The sequence below is a fragment of the Pseudomonas sp. A-B-19 genome, assembly GCF_019947515.1.
Taxonomy (GTDB): Bacteria; Pseudomonadota; Gammaproteobacteria; order Pseudomonadales; family Pseudomonadaceae; genus Aquipseudomonas.
Genome location: NZ_JAGYGN010000008.1, coordinates 73,040 through 93,062 on the forward strand (window position 1 = coordinate 73,040; position 20,023 = coordinate 93,062).

Sequence of the window (20,023 nt, forward strand, 5' to 3'; positions counted from 1 at the left end):
CCTTGTTGTTATCAGGTGTAAACCCAAAGCACACGGGTCAGTTGATCGGACAGGTTGCCGTAGCGGCAGTGCGCATGGCTGGCCAGTTGAAAGCTGTCGCCTTGGCGCAAGGTCACCGGTTCGTTGTCGTCGAGCCACAGGGTCAGCTCCCCTTCGAGGACGTAACCGCCCTGCTCCGAGCTGTCCTTCATGTGCCGGTCGCCGCTGCTGGCGCCGGGCTCGAGCAGGCTTTCGAGCATCGAGAACGAGGCGCGCATTTTTGGCGAAACGAGGATGTCGGTGATGCCGTCGGCGTAGTACAGCGTGCGGCGCTCGTCCGGACGGGTGACCCAGGGCAAGGCCATGGGTTTGGGCAAGCTGTAGAAATAGGTAGTCGGCACCCCCAGGGTTTCGCTGATGGCGGTCAGGTCCGCTACTGTCGGGCGCGACAGGCCGCGCTCGACCTGAGACAAAAAGCCGACGGAGCGACCGATTTTGTCCGCCAGTTCCTTGAGGGTGTACTTTTTGTGTTTGCGCAGGTCCTGGATCAGGATCGCCAGCGCCGAGATTTCTTCTTGCATGTCCATCCAGAGGCTTCCAGAAAGTGTTGCTTCAAATACTGTCACGCAGTCGATACCAGGCCTTGCCGATGGCTTCCAGCGGCGCGGCCAGGTATTTTCCGCCGGGAAAACTGCCATTGTTCAGGCCTTGATACAGGGACAGCTCGTCGGGCTGACCGAGTATCGCGTCGGACACCGCCCGTGCCGCGGCCAGTGTCGGCAGCACGCCATGCCCGGAATACCCCTGCATCCAGTACAGATCGCCACGGCGGCCGATATCCGGCGTGCGCTTGAGGGTCAGGTCGATGTGGCCGCCCCAGGCAAACTCCAGCTCCACGCCCGTGAGTTGCGGGAACACCCGCTCCAGGAACGGCCGGGTCGCCGCGGCGATGTCCTTGGGCATCCCGCCCAGGTAAGTGCAACCGCCGCCGAACAGCAGGCGGTTGTCCGGGGTGCGCCGGAAATAATCGAGCACGAACTGGTTGTCGGTTACGCACACGTTGCTCGGCAGCAGCGCGATGGCTTGCTCCCTGGTGAGCGGCGCAGTCGCGACCTGATAGGTCCCGACCGGCAATACGCAACTGGCCAGTTGCGGGTCGAGCCGGTCGAGGTAGGCGTTGCACGCCAGCACCAGCACATCGGTGCGAATACGCCCGCGTTCGGTCGTCACCACAAACCCGTCGCCCTCCTCGCCATAACTCAGCGCCTTGCTTTGCTCGTGGATGCGGCCACCGGCCCGCTCGATCGCATCCGCAAGGCCGAGAGCCAGTTTCAGCGGGTTCAAATGCCCGCCCTCGGGGTCGAACAGGCCGGCCTGATAACGCTCGCTGGCCACCCATTCCGGCAATTGTTGCCGTGGAATGAATTGCAGTTTGTCGTGACCCCACTTGTGGCTGGCCTCGTGTTGCCACTCGGTCAGCAGGCTTACCCGACGCGGCATCACCGAGGTCCAGAGATGGCCAGCGCGGTAGTCGCAATCGAACCCATGGCGACCGGGCAAGTCACGCAGCTCGCGCGCAGCCCAGCGCATGCCGTCCCACAGTCGCCGCGCCCGTTCGTAACCCAGCGCCGCTTCCAGCGGTGGCATGTCGCACGACCAACCGAGAATCGCCTGCCCGCCATTGCGCCCGGACGCGGCCCAGGCCACCCGGCTGGCTTCGAGCACGGTCACGCGCTTGCCGGCCAGCGCCAGGCGCAAAGCGGTGTGCAATCCACTGAAACCGGCCCCGATGATCAGCACTTCGGTGTCGTGCTCACCTTCCAGTGCGGCTCGATCGAGCAGACGATCAGCGCAGGTGTGGGCGTAGTAACTGGCGACATGCCGGGTGGATTGCTGAAACATACGGCCTCGTGAAATTTTGTATTTTTAATTTCATGAAAAAATACACGGTAAATTTCATACAGGCAATCAAGGCGTAAAAAAATCCCGCTCAGGAGAACCCAAGCGGGATTTCTTGTTCGGACGCGATGTTCGAATCAATCAGGCCGCAGGAATCATCGGATCCGCCGACGCCAGCGCCGAGGCGCGATCAGCCGCTGGCGGGTAGATCCACTGGGTATTGATCTGAGTCTTCAGCGCCTTGGCCTCCTCCTTGACCAACTTGACCTGACGATCCCAACCCTCGGTGTACACCGCGCCCCAGGCCCCCAGGTCCAGGCAGGTCACGTATTTCGGCTGGCTGTACGGCGTCGGGTCCACGCCGAGAATCTGCGCGGCGACGTTGTTGCCGGCATGGCGGCCCAGCGAAATGGCGTGCTGACAGGTCATCAAGGCGTAGTTGCCGATCTCGTCACTGGCCGCGTAGGCAACGTCGCCGGTGGCGAAGATGTCGTCCTGGCCGATGACTTTCAGGTGAGCGTCGACATGCAGACGGCCCAGGTGATCGCGCTCGGCGCGAATCTGCTCGGTCAGGGAGCTGGCGCGAACGCCGGTGGTCCAGACCACGGTGTTTGCGTCGATGCGAACACCGTCGGACAGGGTCACGCCAGTGGCATCGACCGACACCACCGAGGCCTTCAAGTGCCATTTCACGCCGGTCGCCACGCTGGCCTCGACGATCGATTCGGCGATTTGCTCACCCATCGAGCCGCCAATTTTATCGCCACGGTCAACGATGATCACATTGATGTCGGCACGGTCGCCGAAGATGGCCCGCAGGCGGGTCGGCATTTCAGTCGCCGTTTCGATCCCGGTGAAACCGCCACCGGCCACCACCACGGTGTTGCGCGCCTTGCTTTCAGGCTGATTGGCCAGCGCCTTGAGGTGGTTTTCCAGACGCACGGCGTGTTCGATCTGATCGACGTCGAAGGCATGTTCGGCCACGCCCGGGGTGTTCGGCGAAGCCAGGCGGCTGCCGGTGGCCAGAACGAGTTTGTCGTAGCTGCAGATTTGTCGGGCACCTGAGGCATCGATGTAGCCGACCTGTTTTTGCCCGGCATCGATGGTCTGCGCCGCGCCCTTGATGAACTTGACCCCTACGGCATCGAACAGGTCGCCAATCGGCGCGGCCAGTTGATGGGCGTTCGGCTCGTAGAAGCGCGGACGCACACGCAGCTCGGCCTGGGGAGCCAGCACAGTCACTTCAACGTCGCTGTGGCCGTGAATGTCGAACAGGCGGGTGGCACTCAAAGCGGTCCACATGCCACCGAAACCTGCGCCGATTACCAGAATGTGCTGCTTCATTTTTGACTCCTGCGGGGAATGATCAAGTGTTGAAAATCGTTGAGGGGTGCAAGGATCGCCGCCGGGTTGTACACGGATAAACGCCTGCCACTGCGACCGAACAACTACGACTGTATTGATCCTAGTTAAAGCCTGCAACAGGTTTTTACCGAGGGTCGCCATCGAAAAACGCGTTCCCTGAGCTGAACAGCTTGTATTCAGGGCATCAGAAGATGCGTTAGCTGCCACGAAAAAAGATTGAACGAGGAGGGATTTATTGCCTGACTAGCTTTCGGCTGCTAGAATTTGCGACTAATTCAGTCGGAGATTTGCATGTCTCTTTACAGCGCGGGTGTCGAATACGGCATCCACTGCCTGCTTTTTCTCGTAGGCAATGGCGGCGACTCGCGCGAGGCGAGCGTGCGCGACCTTGCCGAATTGCAAGGCGTACCCCTGGACTATCTGGCGAAAATCTTCACCAAACTGGCCAAGGCCAAACTGGTGGTCGCCACCGAAGGCGTGCGCGGTGGCTTCAAGCTGGCCCGGCCCGCTGATGAAATAACGTTGCTGGACATCGTCAATGCCATCGACGGCCGCAAGTCGATCTTCGATTGCCGGGAGATCCGGGGCCGTTGCGCCGTGTTTGAAGGTGCCCCGCCTGAGTGGGCATTGGACGGACTGTGCGCGATCAATGGCGCGATGATGGTGGCGCAAAAACGCATGGAAGAGGCCCTGGCCCAACAGACCATCCTCGACATCGCCAGGAAACTCGGGCGCAAGGCCCCGCCAGAATTCGGCGTCAAAGTGGAAAGCTGGATGAACGAGCGTCGGGAACGCAAAATTGCCCCCCTGGCAGACGAACACATCATCCCGACCACTAACCTTACAGACTGATCCACACAAAAAAAACCGGATGCACACCAGGCATCCGGTTTTTCTCGATTCGGGCGAAAATACGGTCGGTGACCGATTTTCACTCATCCGCGCTTACAAACAGTCGTGGACGATTTTGCGCAGGTCGCCGGATTTGGCCCAGGGTGGCCCCTGATACAGCGAAATCCGGCTGCCATCCTTGTACTTCACGATATCCAGCACTTCGTCGGCCGTGATCACACTGGGCGCGGTGATCCTGAATCCATTGGATATCGAAACCTGGGTGGTATTCGATACTTCCTTTTGCCAGGCAGGCAACACGCACGCCGCATACACTTTTGGCGTCTTCGCGCTGTGCTTGCTGACATTCGGCTCGCCCGGCACCAGCGACGCCGGCAATGAACACCCGGCCAGCAATGCCAGCGCGACTCCCCCCATCAACATCCGCATGCTGCTTCCTTTAATGCTAAATAAGAAAATGTAGCTTGCCGTCGTCCCTACAGCCATCCCCAACGATTCAGCGACTGTCATTGATATCGCTTGCCCCGGTTAGTTCCTTGAATTCAGATAATCGATCCATCTTTCGTAGGCTTCATGCTGGCGTTGTTTGACTTGCTCCCATTGCGGCCCACTGAGTTGACGGGCCGATACCAATTGCATCATCTCATTGGTCGCCGCCTCCAGGTCAGCGATCAACTCCTGGGCCCGAGCCCTGAAATCATCAGTCGCGGTCATTTGACTTCACCCCGCAGGAAAAACCGACTCTTGATTAAGACAGCTTATTTTCTCGTTCGCTGTGGTTTTCCCGACCAAAGGAAACCCCGCTGATTCAGACAAACACAACATCCGTCCCGGCAAACAGGTCTAAAATTCTGGTGTGCAGAGTTCAGGAGGTCATCATGTGGCTTAACGAATCGGAACAGGAACTTCGGCGTGATCTGCAAGGGCTTGCGTCAGATTTGCGCTGGTCGGCAGTGGAACTGTTGCGCATCGAGGAGCAATTGCGCCTGCTCGGAAGCGAAGCCGACGCGCAAGCCGTCCAAAGACTGTGTTCTTTATTTCAGGGTGATGAAGAAAAACTGTCCGGCTATGCCGAGGAAGTGAAAGCCAAGGTCATTAGCCGCAACAAGACTCAATAGCGGGAGCGCTGCCATGAACAGGCCTCTATTCACGCTGGTTGTCGCACTGACCGCGTTGGCAGGCTGCAGCACCAACTCGATCTACCAGGACCAGCCGCTGGTTGCGAAAGTCGACACCGGCATGAGCCAGGAGCAAGTCCGGCAAATCGGTGGCCAGCCCTTGTCGGTCACTGATCGTACCGTCGAACCCGGTACGTGCTTTGACTACAAACTGACTCAGTCCGGCCATCAACAAGCTTACAACATCAGCTTTGACGGCCGGGGCAAGGTCGATCACAAAAGCTTTATGACGTGCGCGGAATGGAGCCACGTGCAACAAAAGGCCCGAGAACCCTCCCGCCCCAGCGGAGGCGGTGGCTATTAGCGCCCTTATACGGACTTTGTAGGAGCGAGCTTGCTCCGCGCGGCGTTCCGACGATGGTCGCTAACGATAACGCGTGTTTCCTGGCTAAACTCGGCGCGCTTGAGTCCATCGCGAGCGAGCTCGCTCCTACAGGAGATTACCGGAGCACCGTGGCTTCGGGCCGGACTTCACTTTGCTTGATGGCTTTTCGCAGGCCTGCCGGCACGAGCCTTGTAGCCGGGCAGCGACGCGGCAAATGCCAGTGCTTCTTCCCGAGTGTCAAATGAACCCAGTCGGTCACCCTGGGTACATACCCGCCAGGGCCCATTGCTCACTCTGAGTACGTCATAGCCGTTCATGTGCATTTTATTCAGAATCGGAACGCTCATAGTCACCTCCTCCTGGGCAGTGATATCAGGTTGGCTTGCTTACCTTACACCCGCCCTTCTCCAAAATACCGACCAGATATCGCCATGAAGATTCCCGAATCCGGTTGAACCTGGATCCTAACCCTTGGCCAACGCCGTCGCCGCCCTGTCGATCAATGCCGCAACTTCGGCGGGCATCGACGCCAGGGACGCATGGCTGGCAGTCAAGGTCAGAATCTCCCGGGGGTTCAGCCGCTCGGCCATCCATTGCTGGTTTTGTGGAGCGATCATCCGGTCCCCGGTCGAAATCTGATACCACGATGGTTTTTTCTTCCAGGCCACCGTGCCAACGGTGTCAGCGAAGGTACTCGCCAGCGGCGCTTTCTGGGTGAGGCCCATCACCAACCCTTCGGTCGCCGGCAGGTCCTGGCAGAAGCTTTCGTGATAGAGCTCTGGCTTGACCCACAGGTAACCGTCGCTATCGGGCGCCAGGTTGGCCGCCGCCGCGGGCAGATGCCGTTGCGTGATGCCAGCGGGGCTTTCACCGGCGTCCGGCGCGAACGCGGCGATATACACCAGGCCAACCACATTCGGCAAATCACCCGCTTCAGTGATCACCGCACCGCCATAGGAATGTCCCACCAGCAACACCGGCCCCGGCACCTGGGCGACCATCTTGCGCGTACGCTCGGCATCATCAGCCAGCGAAGTCAGCGGTAATTCAACGGCACGAATGTTCGTGTCACCCCGGCCGAGCAATTTGACGATGACCTTGTTCCAGTGGGCAGCGCCGCCCCAGAAACCATGGACCAGCACGATCGTGGGTTTGTCACTCATCACCATGACTCCGTTGTTTGCCGATGGGGTTGTCTGTCGCTCGCCTCAGCCCTGATCGCCGCCGCCCACGGGCATGACCATGCCGGTGATATAGGACGCTTCGTCGCTGGCCAGAAACAGAATAGCCCCCGCCTGCTCATCCAGGGTGCCGTAGCGTTTCATCAAACTGCTGTCGAGGGTCTGGTCGACGATCTGCTGGTACCAGAGCTTTTCCTGCTCACTCTGCTCGGCACCGTTGCGGGGTATGCGTCGCGGCGGTGCTTCGGTGCCGCCAGGTGCAGTGGCGTTGACCCGCACGCCACGACCGGCGGTTTCGAATGCCAGACAGGCGGTCAAGGCATTGACCCCACCCTTTGCCGCTCCGTAGGGCACGCGGTTGAGGCTGCGGGTGGCGATGGAGGATACGTTGACGATCGCCCCGCTGCCCTGCTCCAGCATGAACGGCAGCGCCGCATGGCAACACCACAAGGTCGGGAACAGCGAACGGCGAACCTCGGCCTCGATCTGCGACGCTTCATAGTGCTCGAACGGCTTGGCCCAGATTGTCCCGCCGACGTTATTGACCAGCACGTCGAGGCGATCGAAGCGCTCGACGGCGGTTTGCATCACCCGACAGCATTCCTCGTATTGTTCAAGATCGGCGGTCAGGGCCAACACCTGACAGGTCGAAGCCAGTTGTTGCTGGACTTCGAACACCAGGTCGGAGCGGTCCACCAGGATCAGCTTCGCCCCTTCGGCGGCCATGCGCTCGGCCACTCGCCGCCCGATGCCTTGGGCAGCGCCGGTGATCAGCGCGACTTTTTCGTGAAATCTGTTCATGTGTACCTCGAAGGATGCCAACAACCCCTGTGGGAGCGAGCTTGCTCGCGATAGCTGCCTCACAGGCGACATCAATGTTGAATGTTCCGGCCTCATCGCGAGCAAGCTCGCTCCCACATGGGGTCTGTGTCGTGCGTGGTATTCAGGGGCGATTTACGCCGCGCTGGCGGCAAATTTTTCGTAGTAGAAATTCGCCGGCGCGATGCCCTGTTCGCGAATGAACTGGCTGACGGCCTCGACCATCGGCGGCGGGCCGCACAGGTAGACGTCGACGTCGCCATCGTTCAAATGCTTTGGCTCGATGTGCTGGGTCACGTAGCCCTTGAGCGGGTGTCGGCTCTCGGGGCTGGCGACGCAGGCGCTGAAGGTGAAGTTGGGGATGCGCGCGGCGAAGGCTTCGAGGCGGTCGATTTCCACCAGGTCGAAATCGTGGGTCACGCCGTAGATCAGATGCAGCGGATGATCGCTGCCCTGCTCGGCGATCTTCTCCAGCATCGCGGTGAACGGCGCCAGCCCGGTGCCACCGGCCAGCAGCAACAACGGCCGACGGATGTCACGCAAATAGAAACTGCCCAAGGGACCTGCCAGGCTCATGCAGTCGCCGGCCTTGGCCATGCCGGTCAGGAAACTGCTCATCAGGCCGCCGGGCACGTTGCGGATCAGGAAACTGACCTCGCCATCGCGTTGCAACGAACTGAAGGAATAGGCGCGGGTCTGCTCGCTGCCGGGGATCCCCAGGTTCACGTACTGCCCCGGCAGGAACGCCAGCTTGCTCAAGGCCTCGCCCTTGATCGACAGCGCGATGGTGCTGTCGGACAACTGGCGCACGGCGCTGATGGTGGCCTCAAAGCTGGCCTGACGGGTGCGGCAGACCTCGGAGGAGGTCGGCACCCGTACCACGCAATCGCTTTGGGCGCGCATCTGGCAGGTCAGGACAAAACCCTGCGCGGCCTCTTCAGGACTGAGGGCGTCTTCGATGTACTCCTCACCCAAATCGTAGGTGCCGGCTTCAGCAAAACACTTGCAGGTGCCGCAGGCGCCGTCGCGGCAGTCCAGCGGAATATTGATGCCCTGGCGGTACGCGGCATCGGCCACGGTCTCGCCGACGTTGGCGTCGATGAACCGGGTGACGCCGTCTTCGAAATTGAACGCAATGGAATGGGTCATGACGGCAGTCTCACAGGTGGTAAACATCGATGACCTGGCGAACGTAGTCGTTCTTCAGGATCACTTTCTTGGCCTTGATGAGCGGGTTTTCACCGCGCACGTCGAGGGTGTAGAAACTGCTGCCGAAATAGCTGTCGACGGTCTTGTAGCGAAAACTCAGGGTGTGCCAGTTAAAGCGCACCATGCACAGTCCGTCGGCCTGTTCGAGCAGCTCGATGTTGCTGATGTTGTGGGAAGTGCGGGTGTCCGGCACGCTGGCGCTGGAGCGCTCGGTCTTGATGCGGAAGATGCGGTCTTCCAGGCCGGTGCGGTTGCCGTACCAGATCAGCGAGATTTCCCGCTGCGGGTCCTCGGTCAATTCGTCATTGTCGTCCCAGGACGGCATCCAGTACGTCGCGTCCGGGGCGTACAGTTCCAGCCATTCGTCCCACTGCCGGTCGTCGAGGTAGCGCGCTTCGCGGTAAAGGAAATCGCGCACGCTGTCGTAGGTGATGGTCATAACACGTCCTCCACGGCGATCAGTTTCGACTGCTCATCGGCCAGGGCCTTGAGCATGGTCTGCTGCCAATACTTGTGCTGCAGCACAAACAGGCCTTCGTCTTCGGTGCGTATGCCGCTGAGCAGCGGGTGCAGATCGATCTCTTTGGCGGCTTCGTCTGCACCTTCGATCCAGTGCTCGGCGCCCCGGGACATGTCGTTCCAGGTGGTGACGCTGCCCTGGTAGCTGGTCTGGCAGGAGCGAAATTCCTCCAGGTCGTCCGGCGTGGCCATGCCGCTGACGTTGAAAAAGTCTTCGTACTGACGAATCCGGCTGGAGCGGGCGTGGTCGCTCTCGCCCTTGGGGGCGATGCAGTAGATGGTGATTTCCGTGCGGTTGACCGAGATCGGCCGGGCAATGCGGATCTGCGAGCTGAACTGGTCCATCAGGTACACGTTGGGGTACAGGCACAGGTTGCGCGAATTCTCGATCATCCAGTCGGCGCGGGCCTGGCCGAAGTCTTGTGCCAGCTCATCGCGGCGCTCGTACAGCGGACGGTCCTCGGGGTTGGCCCAACGGGTCCAGAGCAGCATGTGGCCCTTGTCGAAGGAATAGAAACCACCGCCTTGCTTGGCCCAGTTGCCGGCGCTCATGGTCGGATTGCTATCGCCGGCTTCGCGCTGCTTGCGCTGGTTCTGGGTGGCCGCGTAGTTCCAGTGCACGGAGCTGACGTGGTAGCCGTCGGCGCCGTTTTCGGCGGTGAGTTTCCAGTTGCCTTCGTAGATGTAGCTGGAGGAGCCGCGCAGCACTTCCAGGCCATCGGCGGACTGGTCGACGATCATGTCGATGATCTTCGCCGACTCGCCCAGGTGCTCGACCAGTGGCAACACATCGGCCTTGAGGCTGCCGAACAGGAAGCCGCGATAGGACTCGAAACGCGCGACGCGGGTCAGGTCGTGGGAGCCTTCGCAGTTGAAGCTCGCCGGGTAGCCGGCGTTGGCCGGATCCTTGACCTTGAGCAGCTTGCCGGAGTTGTTGAAGGTCCAGCCGTGGAACGGGCAGGTGTAGGAGCTCTTGTTGCCGGACTTGTGCCGGCACAGGGTCGCGCCGCGGTGGCTGCAGGCATTGATGAAGGCGTTGAGTACACCGTCCTTGTTGCGCGCGATGAAGACCGACTGGCGCCCCATGGTGGTGGTGTAGAAATCGTTGATATTGGGGATCTGGCTTTCGTGTGCCAGGTAGAGCCAGTTGCCTTCGAAGATGTGCTGCATCTCAAGGTCGAACAACCGGGGATCGGTGAACATCTCACGCTTGCAGCGATAGAGGCCCTGATCGGGATCGTCTTCAAGCAGGGAATGCAAATATTCAGGTCGCAGGGTCATGGCCACCGCCTCCATTGTTATTGTTCAGGCAGGGGTCATGCTAGGACGGGGGGGCAGGCTGGAATATCCGCGGGGTGCAGACCTCTATCCGTTTTGTGCAGGGTCTGGGATGGACACCGATCCCTTGTAGGAGCTGGCTTGTCGGGTCGCCGCATCGCAGCGAAAGCGGTGGGTCAGCAAGATAAATGGCGACTGACACTCCCACTTCGCTGGCAAGCCCGCTCCTACGGGGGCTATTCGGTCAGTGGCGGCGCTTGAGGGTATCGGACGGCAATTCGCCGAATTGCTTGCGGTAGCTGTCGGAAAACCGGCCCAGGTGCAGGAAGCCGTAGTCCATGGCCACTTCGGTGACGTTGCGCACGTTGCAGGTCGGGTCGCGCAAACAGGCGTTGATGCGCTCCAGGCGTTTCTGGCGCTGGTAGTTTTTTGGCGTGACGCCGGCATTGCGCTCGAACAGTCCGTACAACGAACGCAGGCTCATGTGCGCCTGGCGCGCCAGTGCTTCGCTGTCGACGTCCTGTTTGAGGTTATTGGCGATGTAATCGGCAATCGCCTCGAACGTGGCGGTCTGGGAGCCGAGTTCGAGGCGGCAGACATTGGTTTTCATCAGGCTGAGCATCTTGCTGACGATGATCTGCGTGTAATGCTCCTGCACCCTGGGGATCTGCTCGGTGGATTCGGCTTCCTGGCAGATCATCGCCAACAGGTTGACGAAACCTTCCAGTTCATTGAGCTGATAACGGTTTTCCAGAAACCGCACGCCCTGCCCCGGATAGCGCCAGCGCTGCTCATCACAGACCGATTCAAACAAGCGGGTCGGGACTTTGAGGATGAATTTTTCGCAATCGGCGGAATACGTCAGGTCCACCGGATCGTCGGGATTGATCAACAGCAGTTCGCCGGGGGCGAAGTAATGTTCCTGGCCGTGGCCACGCCACAGGCAATTGCCGCGCAGCAGCACTTGCAGATGATAAATGCTGTCCAGTGCACCGGACGTCACGCGCACACTGGCACCGTAGCTGATGCGGCACAGGTCGAGGCTGGCGAACTTGCGATGATCGAGACTGGCCAGCGGACTGCCGGCGCGGGGCATGAGAATGCAGTGGTTACCGACGTGCTGATTGACGTAGCCCGACACCGCATAAGGGTCGGCATGGTCGAATACTCTGCTGCGCTGACTCAACAGTTGAGCTTGCATCATCGGGTCACTCTGATTGTTGTTATAGGTTGCGTCGGATCATTCCAGAACAGTGCTCGCATCGATGTGTTATCGCAAGACCTTGTGGGAGCGAGCTTGCTCGCGATGACGGAATGCCAGTCAACATGGATGTTGAATGTAAAACCGCTATCGCGAGCAAGCTCGCTCCCACAGGGTGTGTGATCCCACAGGATTTTGCGATCAGTCCTCGAGTGCGCGAACCCGTTCGTGGCGCTGCTGCTCTTCAGGCTGTGCAGACGACTGCAAGGTGAAGTCGAACTCGATTTCGGCAAAGCGACCGCTCACACCATGGGCCGCCGCGCGCTGCTGATCGTCACTGAAGGTGATTTTGGCGATCAGTTCGTCGCGGGTGGCGTAAGCGAAATCGTCATGCAGGTACTGATCGCCATCAAGGTTGATCTGGGTGGTCAGGTGGCGATGATCCGGTGCGGAAATGAAGAAGTGAATGTGCGCCGGGCGCTGGCCATGACGACCCAGTTGATCGAGCAGTTGCTGGGTCGGACCGTCCGGTGGGCAGCCGTAGCCCGAGGGCACGATGCTACGCAAACGATAGCGACCTTCGGCGTCGGTCACGATGCGCCGACGCAGGTTGAATTCCGACTGCGTGGTATCGAAGTACGAGTAGGTGCCGCCGGTATTGGCGTGCCAGACATCCACCACGGCGCCGGCCAAAGGTTCGCCAGCGGTGTTGAACACGCGGCCTTGCATGAACAGGGTCACGCCCGGATCGACGCCGTCGTCCAGTCGCGCTTCGCCTTGCGACAGTGGCGCACCGGCCACGTACAACGGGCCTTCGATGGTGCGCGGCGTGCCGCCGGACTTGCCGGCCTGTTCGTCTTCGGCGTCCATCAACAGGTCGAGGTAATGCTCCAGACCGATACCGGCCACCAGCAGCCCGGCTTCCTGGCGCGCACCCAGCACGTTGAGGTAGTTGACGGCTTTCCAGAATTCTTCCGGGGTCACGGCCAGGTCTTCGATGATGTTCACCGAATCACGCAGGATGCGGTACACCAGCGCCTTGGTCCGTGGGTTACCGGCGTCGTTGAACAGGCCGCTGGCTTCTTCGAGAAATTTCTGGACTTCGGCAGTGTGGGAAATCTTGACGTTCATTTGGAAGGGTTCCTCATCTTGTAATTATTAGCGTAGTGCGCTGAACAGGCTGGGCTCAGCGGTCATCGTCACGGATGGAAGAAGGATGACGGCACATCGCGTCGATTTCGATGGCCATGTACGGAAACAGTGGCAACTGCATCAGCAGGTCATGCAGCTCCTGAACGCTGTCGACATCAAACACGCTGTAATTGGCGTAGTGCCCGGCGATGCGCCACAGGTGGCGCCACTTGCCCTGCTCCTGCAGGCGCTGGGCCAGGGCTTTTTCGTCAGCCTTGAGTTTGGCGGCCGCCTCCGGGTTCATGTCGACCGGCAGGTTCACGGTCATTTTTACGTGGAACAGCATAATGCTCTCCTCAGGCTTGATGAATGGCAGTCGATGTCTTGTCGCGGCGGAAGAACGCCAGGCGCTCTTCATCCAGGCTCAGGCCCAGACCCGGTGTATTCGGTACGTGCAGTTCAAAATCGCGATACACCAGCGGTTCGCTGAGAATGTCTTCAGTCAGCAGCAACGGGCCGAACAGCTCGGTGTCCCACGCCAGTTTGTTCAGGGTGACGAAGGCATGGGCCGAGGCCATGGTGCCCAAGCCACCTTCAAGCATGGTGCCGCCGTACAGGGCGATACCGGCCGCTTCGGCGATGGCGGCGGTACGCAATACGGCACGTGGACCACCGTTCTTGGCGATTTTCAGGGCAAACACCGAGGCCGCGCCTTCGCGGGCCAGGTTGAACGCATCTTCCACGCATTCGATGGACTCGTCGGCCATGATCGGCGCCGGGCTCATGGCATTCAGGCGGGCCATGCCGGCGCGGTTGTTGCGCGAGATCGGCTGTTCGATCAGGTCGATGCCGTTGGTACCGAGGATTCGGCAGGCTCGTATTGCCACGGCTTCATCCCACGCCTGGTTGACGTCGACCCGCACACTGGCGCGGTCACCCAGGGCTTTTTTGATGGCGATGACGTGGGCCAGGTCGCGATTGACCTCGCCGGCACCGATCTTCAGTTTGAAAATGCGGTGGCGGCGCAGGTCGAGCATTTTTTCCGCTTCGGCGATGTCTTTTGCAGTGTCGCCGCTGGCCAGGGTCCAGGCCACCGGCAGCGCATCGCGAACCCGGCCGCCAAGCAGTTCGCTGACCGGTAGGCCGAGGCGTTTGCCCTGGGCATCGAGCAGTGCGGTTTCGATACCGGATTTGGCGAAGGTGTTGCCACGGATGCTGCGCTCCAGGCGCAACATGGCGGCATTCACGTTGCCGCTGTCCTGGCCGATCAACAACGGTGCGAAATGCGTGTCGATGTTGGTCTTGATGCTGTCCGGGCTTTCATTGCCGTAGGCCAGGCCACCGATGGTGGTGGATTCGCCGATGCCTTCGATGCCGTCGGCGCAACGCACACGAATGATCACCAGGGTCTGGTTCTGCATGGTGTGCATCGCCAGCTTGTGCGGGCGGATGGTCGGCAGATCGACGATGATCGTCTCGATCGACTCAATGGCGGTTGCTAGCATTTCAATACCCGTCAGGTTCTTGGAGTTCTGGAATCGATTCTCGTACGGCTTTTTTCGCGATGCCAATATAGAATTGGTCTGACTTGATACCTTAAAGGTATACAACCGATTCGCGTCTGGAGGCTCCATGGAACTGCGTCACCTGCGTTATTTCCAGGTATTGGCTCAAACCCTCAACTTCACCCGCGCCGCAGAGCTGTTGCACATCGCCCAACCGCCCCTGAGCCGGCAGATCCAGCAACTGGAAGACGAACTGGGGGTGATGCTTCTGGAGCGCGGCCGACCGCTGAAGTTGACCGACGCCGGACGGTTTTTCCATGAACACTCCACCGCCCTGCTCGAACAACTGAACAAGGTCTGCGACAACACGCGGCGTATCAGCCTGGGTGAGAAGACCTGGCTGGGCATCGGTTTTGCGCCGTCGACGCTGTACGGCGTGCTGCCGGAACTGATCCGGCGGTTACGCAGTGGCGAGCCGCTGGAGCTGGAACTGGGGCTGTCGGAAATGACCACGTTGCAACAGGTGCAGGCGCTCAAGGCCGGGCGCATCGACATCGGTTTCGGCAGGATCCGCATCGACGACCCGGCCATCGTCCAGACTGTGCTCACCGAAGACCGCCTGGTCGCCGCCCTGCCCGCCGGGCATCCGTTGCTCGCCGGCCCCATCAGCCTGCGGGAGCTGGCAAAGGAACCCTTTGTGCTGTACCCCGGCAACCCACGGCCGAGTTACGCCGACCATGTGATTGCCCTGTTTGAGTCCTATGGCGTGCGCATCCACGTCGCGCAATGGACCAACGAGCTGCAAACGGCGATCGGCCTGGTGGGGGCAGGCATCGGGGTCACGCTGGTGCCGGCCTCGGTGCAGTTGCTGCACCGCGACGACATCGGCTTCACCCCGCTGCTGGAAGACAACGCCACCTCGCCAATCATTCTCAGCCGACGGGTGGGCGATGTGTCGCCGGGGTTGAACCATTGTCTGCGGATGATTGATGAGCTATTGCCACAAGATTAAACGCTGATTACCTGTAGGAGGGGCCGCAGGCTGCGGCAGCTCCTACCGGGAATTGCTGTTCCAGATCCAGTTCCAGAACCCCGGCAACTCGACCGGCTGCGAATCGTCACGCACGGTTCGCGCCATGGCAGCCCGCAGCAACGCGGCCTGATCCTCGTAAAACGGCTTGTCCGCGGTTTTCACCCCGGTCTGCCGGGCGCTGTCGAGCAGAATCTGCAGGTATTCGCGGGTATGCCGGGCGGTATAACGGTTAAGGTCGTGGAAGGTCACCACCACCGGAATCACCCCATCGACCACCGGCAATTCGCCGCGGGCAATGCGTTCGCGGACTTCGGACATCGAACGCAGCATATGCGACCGGCGCCGGGGGCTGGCGTTGAAGCCCCAGATCTTGCCGTCATTGGCGCTCAAGTCCGTCAACAGCACATGCAGGCCATGCCGCTGATAAGCAGCGAAGGTGCGTTTGTCGTAGTTCCAGAATGGCGGGCGCAACAAGGTTGGGGGTGCGCCGGTGATCGCCGCGATGTCGGCGCTGCCATCGGTCAGGGACTGCTCCAGCTCCTGGGGCTCCAGCGAGCGATGATTGGTGTGCCGGGGCGTGGCGGTGTGGAAGCCCAGGATATGACCTTCGGCGTGTTCGCGGCGCATGATGTCCCGGCCCAGCTCGCTGCCGCCAGCCCGCGGTGCGCGGGTTTGCACGAAGAACACGGCTTTGATGCCCGGTTGCAGCGGGTTTTGCGCCAGGCTCTCGAGCACCGTCACGGTCGGATTCCACCAGCTCGATGCACTGGGACCGTCATCGAAGGTCAGCAGAAAGCGAATGGGGGGTTGTGCACTCAGACGCTGTTCGGTCTGCGGGGTCATTTCGATGGGCGCCGCAATGCACCCCAGCAGACCGACTGCCAAGGCGCACACCGTTAAACACTTGAACAACTGTTTCATCTTTTGCCTTGGGCCAGACCATCACGGTGAATACTTCAACTGGCAGCAATCCTTCGCCCGTTCATCCGTCGTTGGCCCGCATCAAGACGGCGGGCCGAGGTTGGATAAGGTACACAGAGTTTGGTTCCAGTGCTTGCCAGGCCCGTTTCGTCGCCACCAACTAAACTGAAAAAAATGCTCAACACAGAGTGTCAGGCCATGTGCGGACGACTGTCGCAATACCGCGGAATCCACGACTTCGTGGCGGTGCTGAGCATCCCCGACCCGCTGATCAACCGCGTCGGTAACGAACCCCTGGCGCACTACAACGCCGCGCCTGCCACGCCACTCGCCCTGCTGCATCTGGAGAACGAGCGGCTGCACGCCGACCTGGTGCGCTGGGGTTGGCGACCGCACTGGGCGACGGATCGCACGGAGCCGGTCAATGCCCGGGTCGAGAAAGTCGCCCATGGCCCGTACTTCCGGGCGATCTGGCCCCATCGGGCGATCTGCCCGATTGATAACTGGTTCGAATGGGTCGAGGCCGATGACGGCAACAAACAACCGTGGTTGATCCGACGACGGAACCGGGCGCCGGTTTTCTGTGCGGCGATCGGCCAGTACCCCATCGGCGGAGCCCCGCACAGGGAGCACGACGGTTTCGTGATCCTGACGGCCGACAGCGCAGGCGGCCTGCTCGATGTGCATGACCGGCGACCGGTGGTGTTCTCCCCCGAACTGGCGCGGGAATGGCTGGACCCGGCCACACCCAAGGAACGAGCCGAGGAAATGGCGTTATCCCAGGGCGAGGCCAGTAACGTATTTGAGTGGTACAAAGTCGACAAGGCCGTTGGCAACGTCAGGAACCAGGGCGCCGCGCTGATTAAAGAAATTCCATGAACCTGTCAATCACGACAAAGCCCCACTCAGAAGGCGCAATGCTGATTCTTTTTTGTAGGAGCGAGCTTGCTCGCGATGGTCGTTAACGATAACGCGTGTTTACTGGCTAAACGCGGCGCTCTTGAGTCCATCGTCGGAACGCCGCCCGGAGCAAGCTCGCTCCTACAGTGATCAGCATTACGCCTTCTGAGTGGGGATTTGTCGTATTGGCGTGCCAGTCAGAACTTGCGGTCAGGCTCTGACAGTTCCGTACCGTCGTCAGGATGCTTCCAGTCCGGTACCGAACGCTTCTGCTGTTCAATCTCTTCGTCCGTGGGTTCGTCCTCGTCTTCTTCCAGGTCCGGTTGCTTGGGTTCGTTGGCCATGTTCACCTCGCTTCCTGAAGGGATCGGTCATCCATTTCAAGTTTAGATCAGTTCCCCTGCCCCGCTCAAAGCCACCAGCGCAACAAAAAGAAGAAGCCCATGCTCAACAGCATGCTGAGCAACGTATTGCGTGTGTAAAGCACCAGAGCGACCGCCACCAGAGAGCTGATCAGATAGGGATTGTCCCAGTGCAGATTCAGCTGTTTTTCCGGCATGAACACAATCGGCCCACAGATCGCGGTCAACATGCCCGGCACGGCAAACCCGAGGAATTGCCGGGCATTGCTGCTCAAGCGCACCGGCAGTCGCGGTTCCAGAAAGACGTAGCGGTTGAGGAACACCAACACGCCCATTGCGACAATCACTGCCCAGACCATCATGTGCGTCCACCGTAGAATTTATTGCAGACAAACCCGGCGGTCATGCCCGCCAGCCCTGACAGCACCAGCGCCGAGCCCCATTGCCAGTAACTGAACAGCACCGAGCAGAACAGCGACACCGCCACGCACACCACGGTCGGCACATTGCGCACCACCGGGGTGATCAGGGCAATGAAGGTGGCCGCGATGGAGAAGTCCAGGCCCAGGTGTTCCAGGCCCGGAATGCTGCTGCCGAGCACAATCCCCGCCAGGGTGAACAGGTTCCAGGCGAGGTAGAACGTCAGGCCCACGCCCAGGGCGTACCAGCGGTTGAACTGCTGTTTGTCGTGCTGGCTGGTCAAGGCGAACAACTCATCGGTGAGCAAGAACCCCAGCCCTGCGCGCCAGCGCCCCGGCAATGGCGAAATCACCGAGCGCATGCTCATCCCGTAAAGCAGATGCTGGGAGGTCAGCAGCAACGTGGTGAGCAAGATCGAAAAAATCCCGGCTCCCCCCTTGAGCATGCCAATGGCCACCAGTTGTGCGGCGCCGGCAAACACAATGCCCGACAGGCCCTGGCCTTGCAGGGGCGTGAGGTTGGCTTCGATGGCCATGGAGCCGGCCAGCAAGCCCCAGGGCGCGGTGGCCAGAGACAGCGGCATGATCGCTGCGGCGCCGCGCAGAAAGGCACTGCGGGGCATGAGTGAGTTGGACATGACATTCTACAGACAGGGAAAGACCCCGGACTGTGCCAGCAGTCGCGGCCGATGGCTTGAACAATCTTGCTCACTGATACGACGGTGTGCCATTCATCGGCTGCCCGCTTGATTCAGCAAAGTGGTAACAACATGATGGCGCTGCATTTTCACCGAGGCAGGCCCTTCATGAGTTCAGTCGAAACCGACAGCGACGTTTATAAAACCCTGCTTGAGTCGACCCAGGCGATTCCCTGGCGCATCGACTGGAAAACCATGACCTTCAGCTACATCGGGCCACAGATAGAGCAATTGCTCGGCTGGAAACAGGACAGCTGGCTTTCGGTCAACGACTGGGTCGAGCGCATGCACCCGGATGATCGCGACTACGTGATGGACTTTTGCGTCTCGCAATCGCGCGCCGGTATCGATCACGAAGCCGACTACCGCGCACTCACCGAAAGCGGCGGGTACGTGTGGATCCGCGATGTGGTGCACGTGGTGCGCAAGAACGGTGAAGTCGAGGCGCTGGTGGGTTTCATGTTCGACATCAGCGAGCGCAAGAAAACCGAAGAACACCTGATCCGCCTGCAAAAGCAGCTCGAAGAGTATTCCTTCCAGGACGGCCTGACCGGCATCGCCAACCGGCGCATGTTCGACACCGTGCTGGAGCGCGAGTGGAACCACGCCCAGCGCACCGGTTTGCCATTGTCGGTGATCGTGCTGGATATCGATTACTTCAAGCAGTACAACGACCATTACGGCCACATCAAGGGCGACGAATGCCTGCGCCGTGTCGCGCAAACCCTGTCACTGGCGGCCAATCGGCCACGGGATTTCATCGCGAGGATCGGTGGTGAAGAATTCGTCTGGCTACTCCCGGAAACCGATGCCGAATCCGCCAGGCTGGTGGCGCACAAGTGCCTGCACCTGATTCGCCAGCAGCAGATTGCCCATGAGTTTTCCGGGGTATCGAACCTGCTGAGCGTCAGCCTTGGTGTCGGCACCACCGGCGTTTCAGTGCATGCAACGGCGCTGGAGTTCGTCGACCAAGTCGATCAGTTGCTCTACAAGGCCAAGCACAATGGCCGGATGCGCGCCGAGTTCGCTGATTTTCGTGATTGACAAACGGCGCGCCGGCTTTTAAAACTGGGCGCCTCACTCAGGGTGTAAGCAAGTATGTCCGCAACCTTCAACCTCAACACTTCCGTCATTGGCTTGATTGCCAAGGCGCAAGGTTGCGTTGCGCGCGCCCTCAAATCGAAGAAACAGTCGCTCATGTGACCGGGGCGCGCTGTCCCGTCAGATGAGCTGACAGGACATTGAGCGC

Annotated in this window: 25 protein-coding genes; 6 read left to right on the forward strand and 19 right to left on the reverse strand. The window is 60.3% G+C overall.

The features are described from left to right. Nucleotides 1-11: 11 nt before the first annotated feature. From KGA81_RS11290 to KGA81_RS11300, 3 genes are all read right to left on the reverse strand, one after another. The gene (locus KGA81_RS11290; RefSeq protein ID WP_223545875.1) at nucleotides 12-566 is read right to left on the reverse strand and encodes a helix-turn-helix domain-containing protein; all 555 of its coding nucleotides are present in this window, start codon (nucleotides 564-566) and stop codon (nucleotides 12-14) included. 25 nt (nucleotides 567-591) lie between these two features. Beyond that, complete coding sequence (locus KGA81_RS11295) at nucleotides 592-1,881, reverse strand: NAD(P)/FAD-dependent oxidoreductase (protein WP_223545876.1); 1,290 nt, start codon at nucleotides 1,879-1,881, stop codon at nucleotides 592-594. Nucleotides 1,882-2,019: 138 nt separating this feature from the next. After that, a complete protein-coding gene (locus KGA81_RS11300; protein WP_223545877.1) occupies nucleotides 2,020-3,222 on the reverse strand; it encodes an NAD(P)/FAD-dependent oxidoreductase in 1,203 nt (400 codons plus the stop codon). Between the two features lie 312 nt (nucleotides 3,223-3,534). Between KGA81_RS11300 and KGA81_RS11305 the strand changes: the two genes are divergently transcribed. Further along, nucleotides 3,535-4,095: an RrF2 family transcriptional regulator gene (locus tag KGA81_RS11305; protein WP_223545878.1), complete on the forward strand. Its 561-nt coding sequence runs from the start codon at nucleotides 3,535-3,537 to the stop codon at nucleotides 4,093-4,095. A 93-nt stretch (nucleotides 4,096-4,188) separates the two neighbouring features. Here the strand turns inward: KGA81_RS11305 and KGA81_RS11310 are convergent, their stop codons facing one another. Beyond that, a complete protein-coding gene (locus tag KGA81_RS11310; RefSeq protein WP_223546045.1) occupies nucleotides 4,189-4,524 on the reverse strand; it encodes a hypothetical protein in 336 nt (111 codons plus the stop codon). A 99-nt stretch (nucleotides 4,525-4,623) separates the two neighbouring features. Continuing rightward, entirely contained in the window at nucleotides 4,624-4,809 is a 186-nt protein-coding gene (locus tag KGA81_RS11315) for a hypothetical protein (protein ID WP_223545879.1), read from the reverse strand. Nucleotides 4,810-4,973: 164 nt separating this feature from the next. Between KGA81_RS11315 and KGA81_RS11320 the strand changes: the two genes are divergently transcribed. Then, nucleotides 4,974-5,213, forward strand: coding sequence for a hypothetical protein (locus tag KGA81_RS11320; RefSeq protein WP_223545880.1), 240 nt, complete (start codon nucleotides 4,974-4,976; stop codon nucleotides 5,211-5,213). A 13-nt stretch (nucleotides 5,214-5,226) separates the two neighbouring features. After that, a complete protein-coding gene (gene osmE, locus KGA81_RS11325) occupies nucleotides 5,227-5,577 on the forward strand; it encodes an osmotically-inducible lipoprotein OsmE (protein ID WP_223545881.1) in 351 nt (116 codons plus the stop codon). Nucleotides 5,578-5,744: 167 nt separating this feature from the next. On the opposite strand, the gene KGA81_RS11330 is transcribed toward osmE, so the two are convergent. The 10 genes from KGA81_RS11330 to KGA81_RS11375 form a co-directional block, all read right to left on the reverse strand. Beyond that, complete coding sequence (locus tag KGA81_RS11330) at nucleotides 5,745-5,945, reverse strand: DUF2188 domain-containing protein (RefSeq protein ID WP_223545882.1); 201 nt, start codon at nucleotides 5,943-5,945, stop codon at nucleotides 5,745-5,747. 117 nt (nucleotides 5,946-6,062) lie between these two features. Continuing rightward, nucleotides 6,063-6,761: an alpha/beta hydrolase gene (locus KGA81_RS11335; RefSeq protein WP_223545883.1), complete on the reverse strand. Its 699-nt coding sequence runs from the start codon at nucleotides 6,759-6,761 to the stop codon at nucleotides 6,063-6,065. A gap of 45 nt (nucleotides 6,762-6,806) precedes the next feature. Then, on the reverse strand, nucleotides 6,807-7,580 hold the full coding sequence (locus KGA81_RS11340) for a 1,6-dihydroxycyclohexa-2,4-diene-1-carboxylate dehydrogenase (protein WP_223545884.1): 774 nt from the start codon (nucleotides 7,578-7,580) through the stop codon (nucleotides 6,807-6,809). Nucleotides 7,581-7,733: 153 nt separating this feature from the next. Then, a complete protein-coding gene (gene benC, locus KGA81_RS11345) occupies nucleotides 7,734-8,747 on the reverse strand; it encodes a benzoate 1,2-dioxygenase electron transfer component BenC (protein ID WP_223545885.1) in 1,014 nt (337 codons plus the stop codon). Nucleotides 8,748-8,757: 10 nt separating this feature from the next. Beyond that, complete coding sequence (benB, locus tag KGA81_RS11350; protein WP_223545886.1) at nucleotides 8,758-9,246, reverse strand: benzoate 1,2-dioxygenase small subunit; 489 nt, start codon at nucleotides 9,244-9,246, stop codon at nucleotides 8,758-8,760. Next, nucleotides 9,243-10,607, reverse strand: a complete 1,365-nt coding sequence (gene benA / locus KGA81_RS11355) for a benzoate 1,2-dioxygenase large subunit (RefSeq protein WP_223545887.1) — start codon at nucleotides 10,605-10,607, stop codon at nucleotides 9,243-9,245. The genes benB and benA overlap by 4 nt, the downstream gene beginning before the upstream one ends. A gap of 241 nt (nucleotides 10,608-10,848) precedes the next feature. Beyond that, nucleotides 10,849-11,808 carry an AraC family transcriptional regulator gene (locus KGA81_RS11360; protein WP_317850786.1) on the reverse strand — a complete coding sequence of 320 codons (960 nt, stop codon included), beginning with the start codon at nucleotides 11,806-11,808 and terminating at the stop codon, nucleotides 10,849-10,851. 198 nt (nucleotides 11,809-12,006) lie between these two features. Further along, nucleotides 12,007-12,936 (reverse strand): catechol 1,2-dioxygenase, encoded by a 930-nt coding sequence (gene catA, locus KGA81_RS11365; RefSeq protein WP_223545888.1) that lies wholly within the window; start codon nucleotides 12,934-12,936, stop codon nucleotides 12,007-12,009. Nucleotides 12,937-12,991: 55 nt separating this feature from the next. Continuing rightward, a complete protein-coding gene (gene catC, locus KGA81_RS11370; RefSeq protein WP_008053771.1) occupies nucleotides 12,992-13,282 on the reverse strand; it encodes a muconolactone Delta-isomerase in 291 nt (96 codons plus the stop codon). Nucleotides 13,283-13,292: 10 nt separating this feature from the next. Then, the gene (locus KGA81_RS11375; RefSeq protein WP_223545889.1) at nucleotides 13,293-14,441 is read right to left on the reverse strand and encodes a muconate cycloisomerase family protein; all 1,149 of its coding nucleotides are present in this window, start codon (nucleotides 14,439-14,441) and stop codon (nucleotides 13,293-13,295) included. Between the two features lie 127 nt (nucleotides 14,442-14,568). On the opposite strand from KGA81_RS11375, the gene KGA81_RS11380 reads away from it, so the two are divergent. Continuing rightward, nucleotides 14,569-15,453: a LysR family transcriptional regulator gene (locus KGA81_RS11380; RefSeq protein WP_223545890.1), complete on the forward strand. Its 885-nt coding sequence runs from the start codon at nucleotides 14,569-14,571 to the stop codon at nucleotides 15,451-15,453. A gap of 42 nt (nucleotides 15,454-15,495) precedes the next feature. On the opposite strand, the gene KGA81_RS11385 is transcribed toward KGA81_RS11380, so the two are convergent. Further along, nucleotides 15,496-16,395 (reverse strand): polysaccharide deacetylase family protein, encoded by a 900-nt coding sequence (locus KGA81_RS11385; protein WP_223545891.1) that lies wholly within the window; start codon nucleotides 16,393-16,395, stop codon nucleotides 15,496-15,498. A 198-nt stretch (nucleotides 16,396-16,593) separates the two neighbouring features. On the opposite strand from KGA81_RS11385, the gene KGA81_RS11390 reads away from it, so the two are divergent. Further along, nucleotides 16,594-17,274, forward strand: a complete 681-nt coding sequence (locus tag KGA81_RS11390) for an SOS response-associated peptidase family protein (protein ID WP_223545892.1) — start codon at nucleotides 16,594-16,596, stop codon at nucleotides 17,272-17,274. 218 nt (nucleotides 17,275-17,492) lie between these two features. Here the strand turns inward: KGA81_RS11390 and KGA81_RS11395 are convergent, their stop codons facing one another. The 3 genes from KGA81_RS11395 to KGA81_RS11405 all read right to left on the reverse strand — a co-directional run bounded on the left by KGA81_RS11395 (nucleotide 17,493) and on the right by KGA81_RS11405 (nucleotide 18,714). Then, nucleotides 17,493-17,639: a hypothetical protein gene (locus tag KGA81_RS11395; RefSeq protein ID WP_223545893.1), complete on the reverse strand. Its 147-nt coding sequence runs from the start codon at nucleotides 17,637-17,639 to the stop codon at nucleotides 17,493-17,495. 65 nt (nucleotides 17,640-17,704) lie between these two features. Then, nucleotides 17,705-18,016, reverse strand: a complete 312-nt coding sequence (locus tag KGA81_RS11400) for an AzlD domain-containing protein (RefSeq protein WP_223546049.1) — start codon at nucleotides 18,014-18,016, stop codon at nucleotides 17,705-17,707. Continuing rightward, nucleotides 18,016-18,714 (reverse strand): AzlC family ABC transporter permease, encoded by a 699-nt coding sequence (locus tag KGA81_RS11405; RefSeq protein ID WP_223545894.1) that lies wholly within the window; start codon nucleotides 18,712-18,714, stop codon nucleotides 18,016-18,018. Before KGA81_RS11405 ends, KGA81_RS11400 begins: the two co-directional genes overlap by 1 nt. 168 nt (nucleotides 18,715-18,882) lie before the next feature. Here KGA81_RS11405 and KGA81_RS11410 point away from each other — a divergent pair, with 168 nt between their 5' ends. Beyond that, entirely contained in the window at nucleotides 18,883-19,818 is a 936-nt protein-coding gene (locus KGA81_RS11410; protein ID WP_223545895.1) for a sensor domain-containing diguanylate cyclase, read from the forward strand. Nucleotides 19,819-20,023: the final 205 nt, after the last annotated feature.

Bases quoted from the DNA above. Each gene is read 5' to 3' on its own strand.
- KGA81_RS11290 (WP_223545875.1), bottom strand. From the start codon at position 566: ATGGACATGCAAGAAGAAATCTCGGCGCTGGCGATCCTGATCCAGGAC.
- catC (WP_008053771.1), bottom strand. From the start codon at position 13,282: ATGCTGTTCCACGTAAAAATGACCGTGAACCTGCCGGTCGACATGAAC.
- KGA81_RS11340 (WP_223545884.1), bottom strand. From the start codon at position 7,580: ATGAACAGATTTCACGAAAAAGTCGCGCTGATCACCGGCGCTGCCCAA.
- KGA81_RS11315 (WP_223545879.1), bottom strand. From the start codon at position 4,809: ATGACCGCGACTGATGATTTCAGGGCTCGGGCCCAGGAGTTGATCGCT.
- benC (WP_223545885.1), bottom strand. From the start codon at position 8,747: ATGACCCATTCCATTGCGTTCAATTTCGAAGACGGCGTCACCCGGTTC.
- KGA81_RS11295 (WP_223545876.1), bottom strand. From the start codon at position 1,881: ATGTTTCAGCAATCCACCCGGCATGTCGCCAGTTACTACGCCCACACC.
- KGA81_RS11305 (WP_223545878.1), top strand. From the start codon at position 3,535: ATGTCTCTTTACAGCGCGGGTGTCGAATACGGCATCCACTGCCTGCTT.
- KGA81_RS11320 (WP_223545880.1), top strand. From the start codon at position 4,974: ATGTGGCTTAACGAATCGGAACAGGAACTTCGGCGTGATCTGCAAGGG.
- KGA81_RS11380 (WP_223545890.1), top strand. From the start codon at position 14,569: ATGGAACTGCGTCACCTGCGTTATTTCCAGGTATTGGCTCAAACCCTC.
- benB (WP_223545886.1), bottom strand. From the start codon at position 9,246: ATGACCATCACCTACGACAGCGTGCGCGATTTCCTTTACCGCGAAGCG.
- KGA81_RS11410 (WP_223545895.1), top strand. From the start codon at position 18,883: ATGAGTTCAGTCGAAACCGACAGCGACGTTTATAAAACCCTGCTTGAG.
- KGA81_RS11335 (WP_223545883.1), bottom strand. From the start codon at position 6,761: ATGAGTGACAAACCCACGATCGTGCTGGTCCATGGTTTCTGGGGCGGC.
- osmE (WP_223545881.1), top strand. From the start codon at position 5,227: ATGAACAGGCCTCTATTCACGCTGGTTGTCGCACTGACCGCGTTGGCA.
- KGA81_RS11390 (WP_223545892.1), top strand. From the start codon at position 16,594: ATGTGCGGACGACTGTCGCAATACCGCGGAATCCACGACTTCGTGGCG.
- KGA81_RS11375 (WP_223545889.1), bottom strand. From the start codon at position 14,441: ATGCTAGCAACCGCCATTGAGTCGATCGAGACGATCATCGTCGATCTG.
- benA (WP_223545887.1), bottom strand. From the start codon at position 10,607: ATGACCCTGCGACCTGAATATTTGCATTCCCTGCTTGAAGACGATCCC.
- KGA81_RS11385 (WP_223545891.1), bottom strand. From the start codon at position 16,395: ATGAAACAGTTGTTCAAGTGTTTAACGGTGTGCGCCTTGGCAGTCGGT.
- KGA81_RS11405 (WP_223545894.1), bottom strand. From the start codon at position 18,714: ATGTCCAACTCACTCATGCCCCGCAGTGCCTTTCTGCGCGGCGCCGCA.
- KGA81_RS11300 (WP_223545877.1), bottom strand. From the start codon at position 3,222: ATGAAGCAGCACATTCTGGTAATCGGCGCAGGTTTCGGTGGCATGTGG.
- catA (WP_223545888.1), bottom strand. From the start codon at position 12,936: ATGAACGTCAAGATTTCCCACACTGCCGAAGTCCAGAAATTTCTCGAA.
- KGA81_RS11330 (WP_223545882.1), bottom strand. From the start codon at position 5,945: ATGAGCGTTCCGATTCTGAATAAAATGCACATGAACGGCTATGACGTA.
- KGA81_RS11310 (WP_223546045.1), bottom strand. From the start codon at position 4,524: ATGCGGATGTTGATGGGGGGAGTCGCGCTGGCATTGCTGGCCGGGTGT.
- KGA81_RS11400 (WP_223546049.1), bottom strand. From the start codon at position 18,016: ATGGTCTGGGCAGTGATTGTCGCAATGGGCGTGTTGGTGTTCCTCAAC.
- KGA81_RS11395 (WP_223545893.1), bottom strand. From the start codon at position 17,639: ATGGCCAACGAACCCAAGCAACCGGACCTGGAAGAAGACGAGGACGAA.
- KGA81_RS11360 (WP_317850786.1), bottom strand. From the start codon at position 11,808: ATGATGCAAGCTCAACTGTTGAGTCAGCGCAGCAGAGTATTCGACCAT.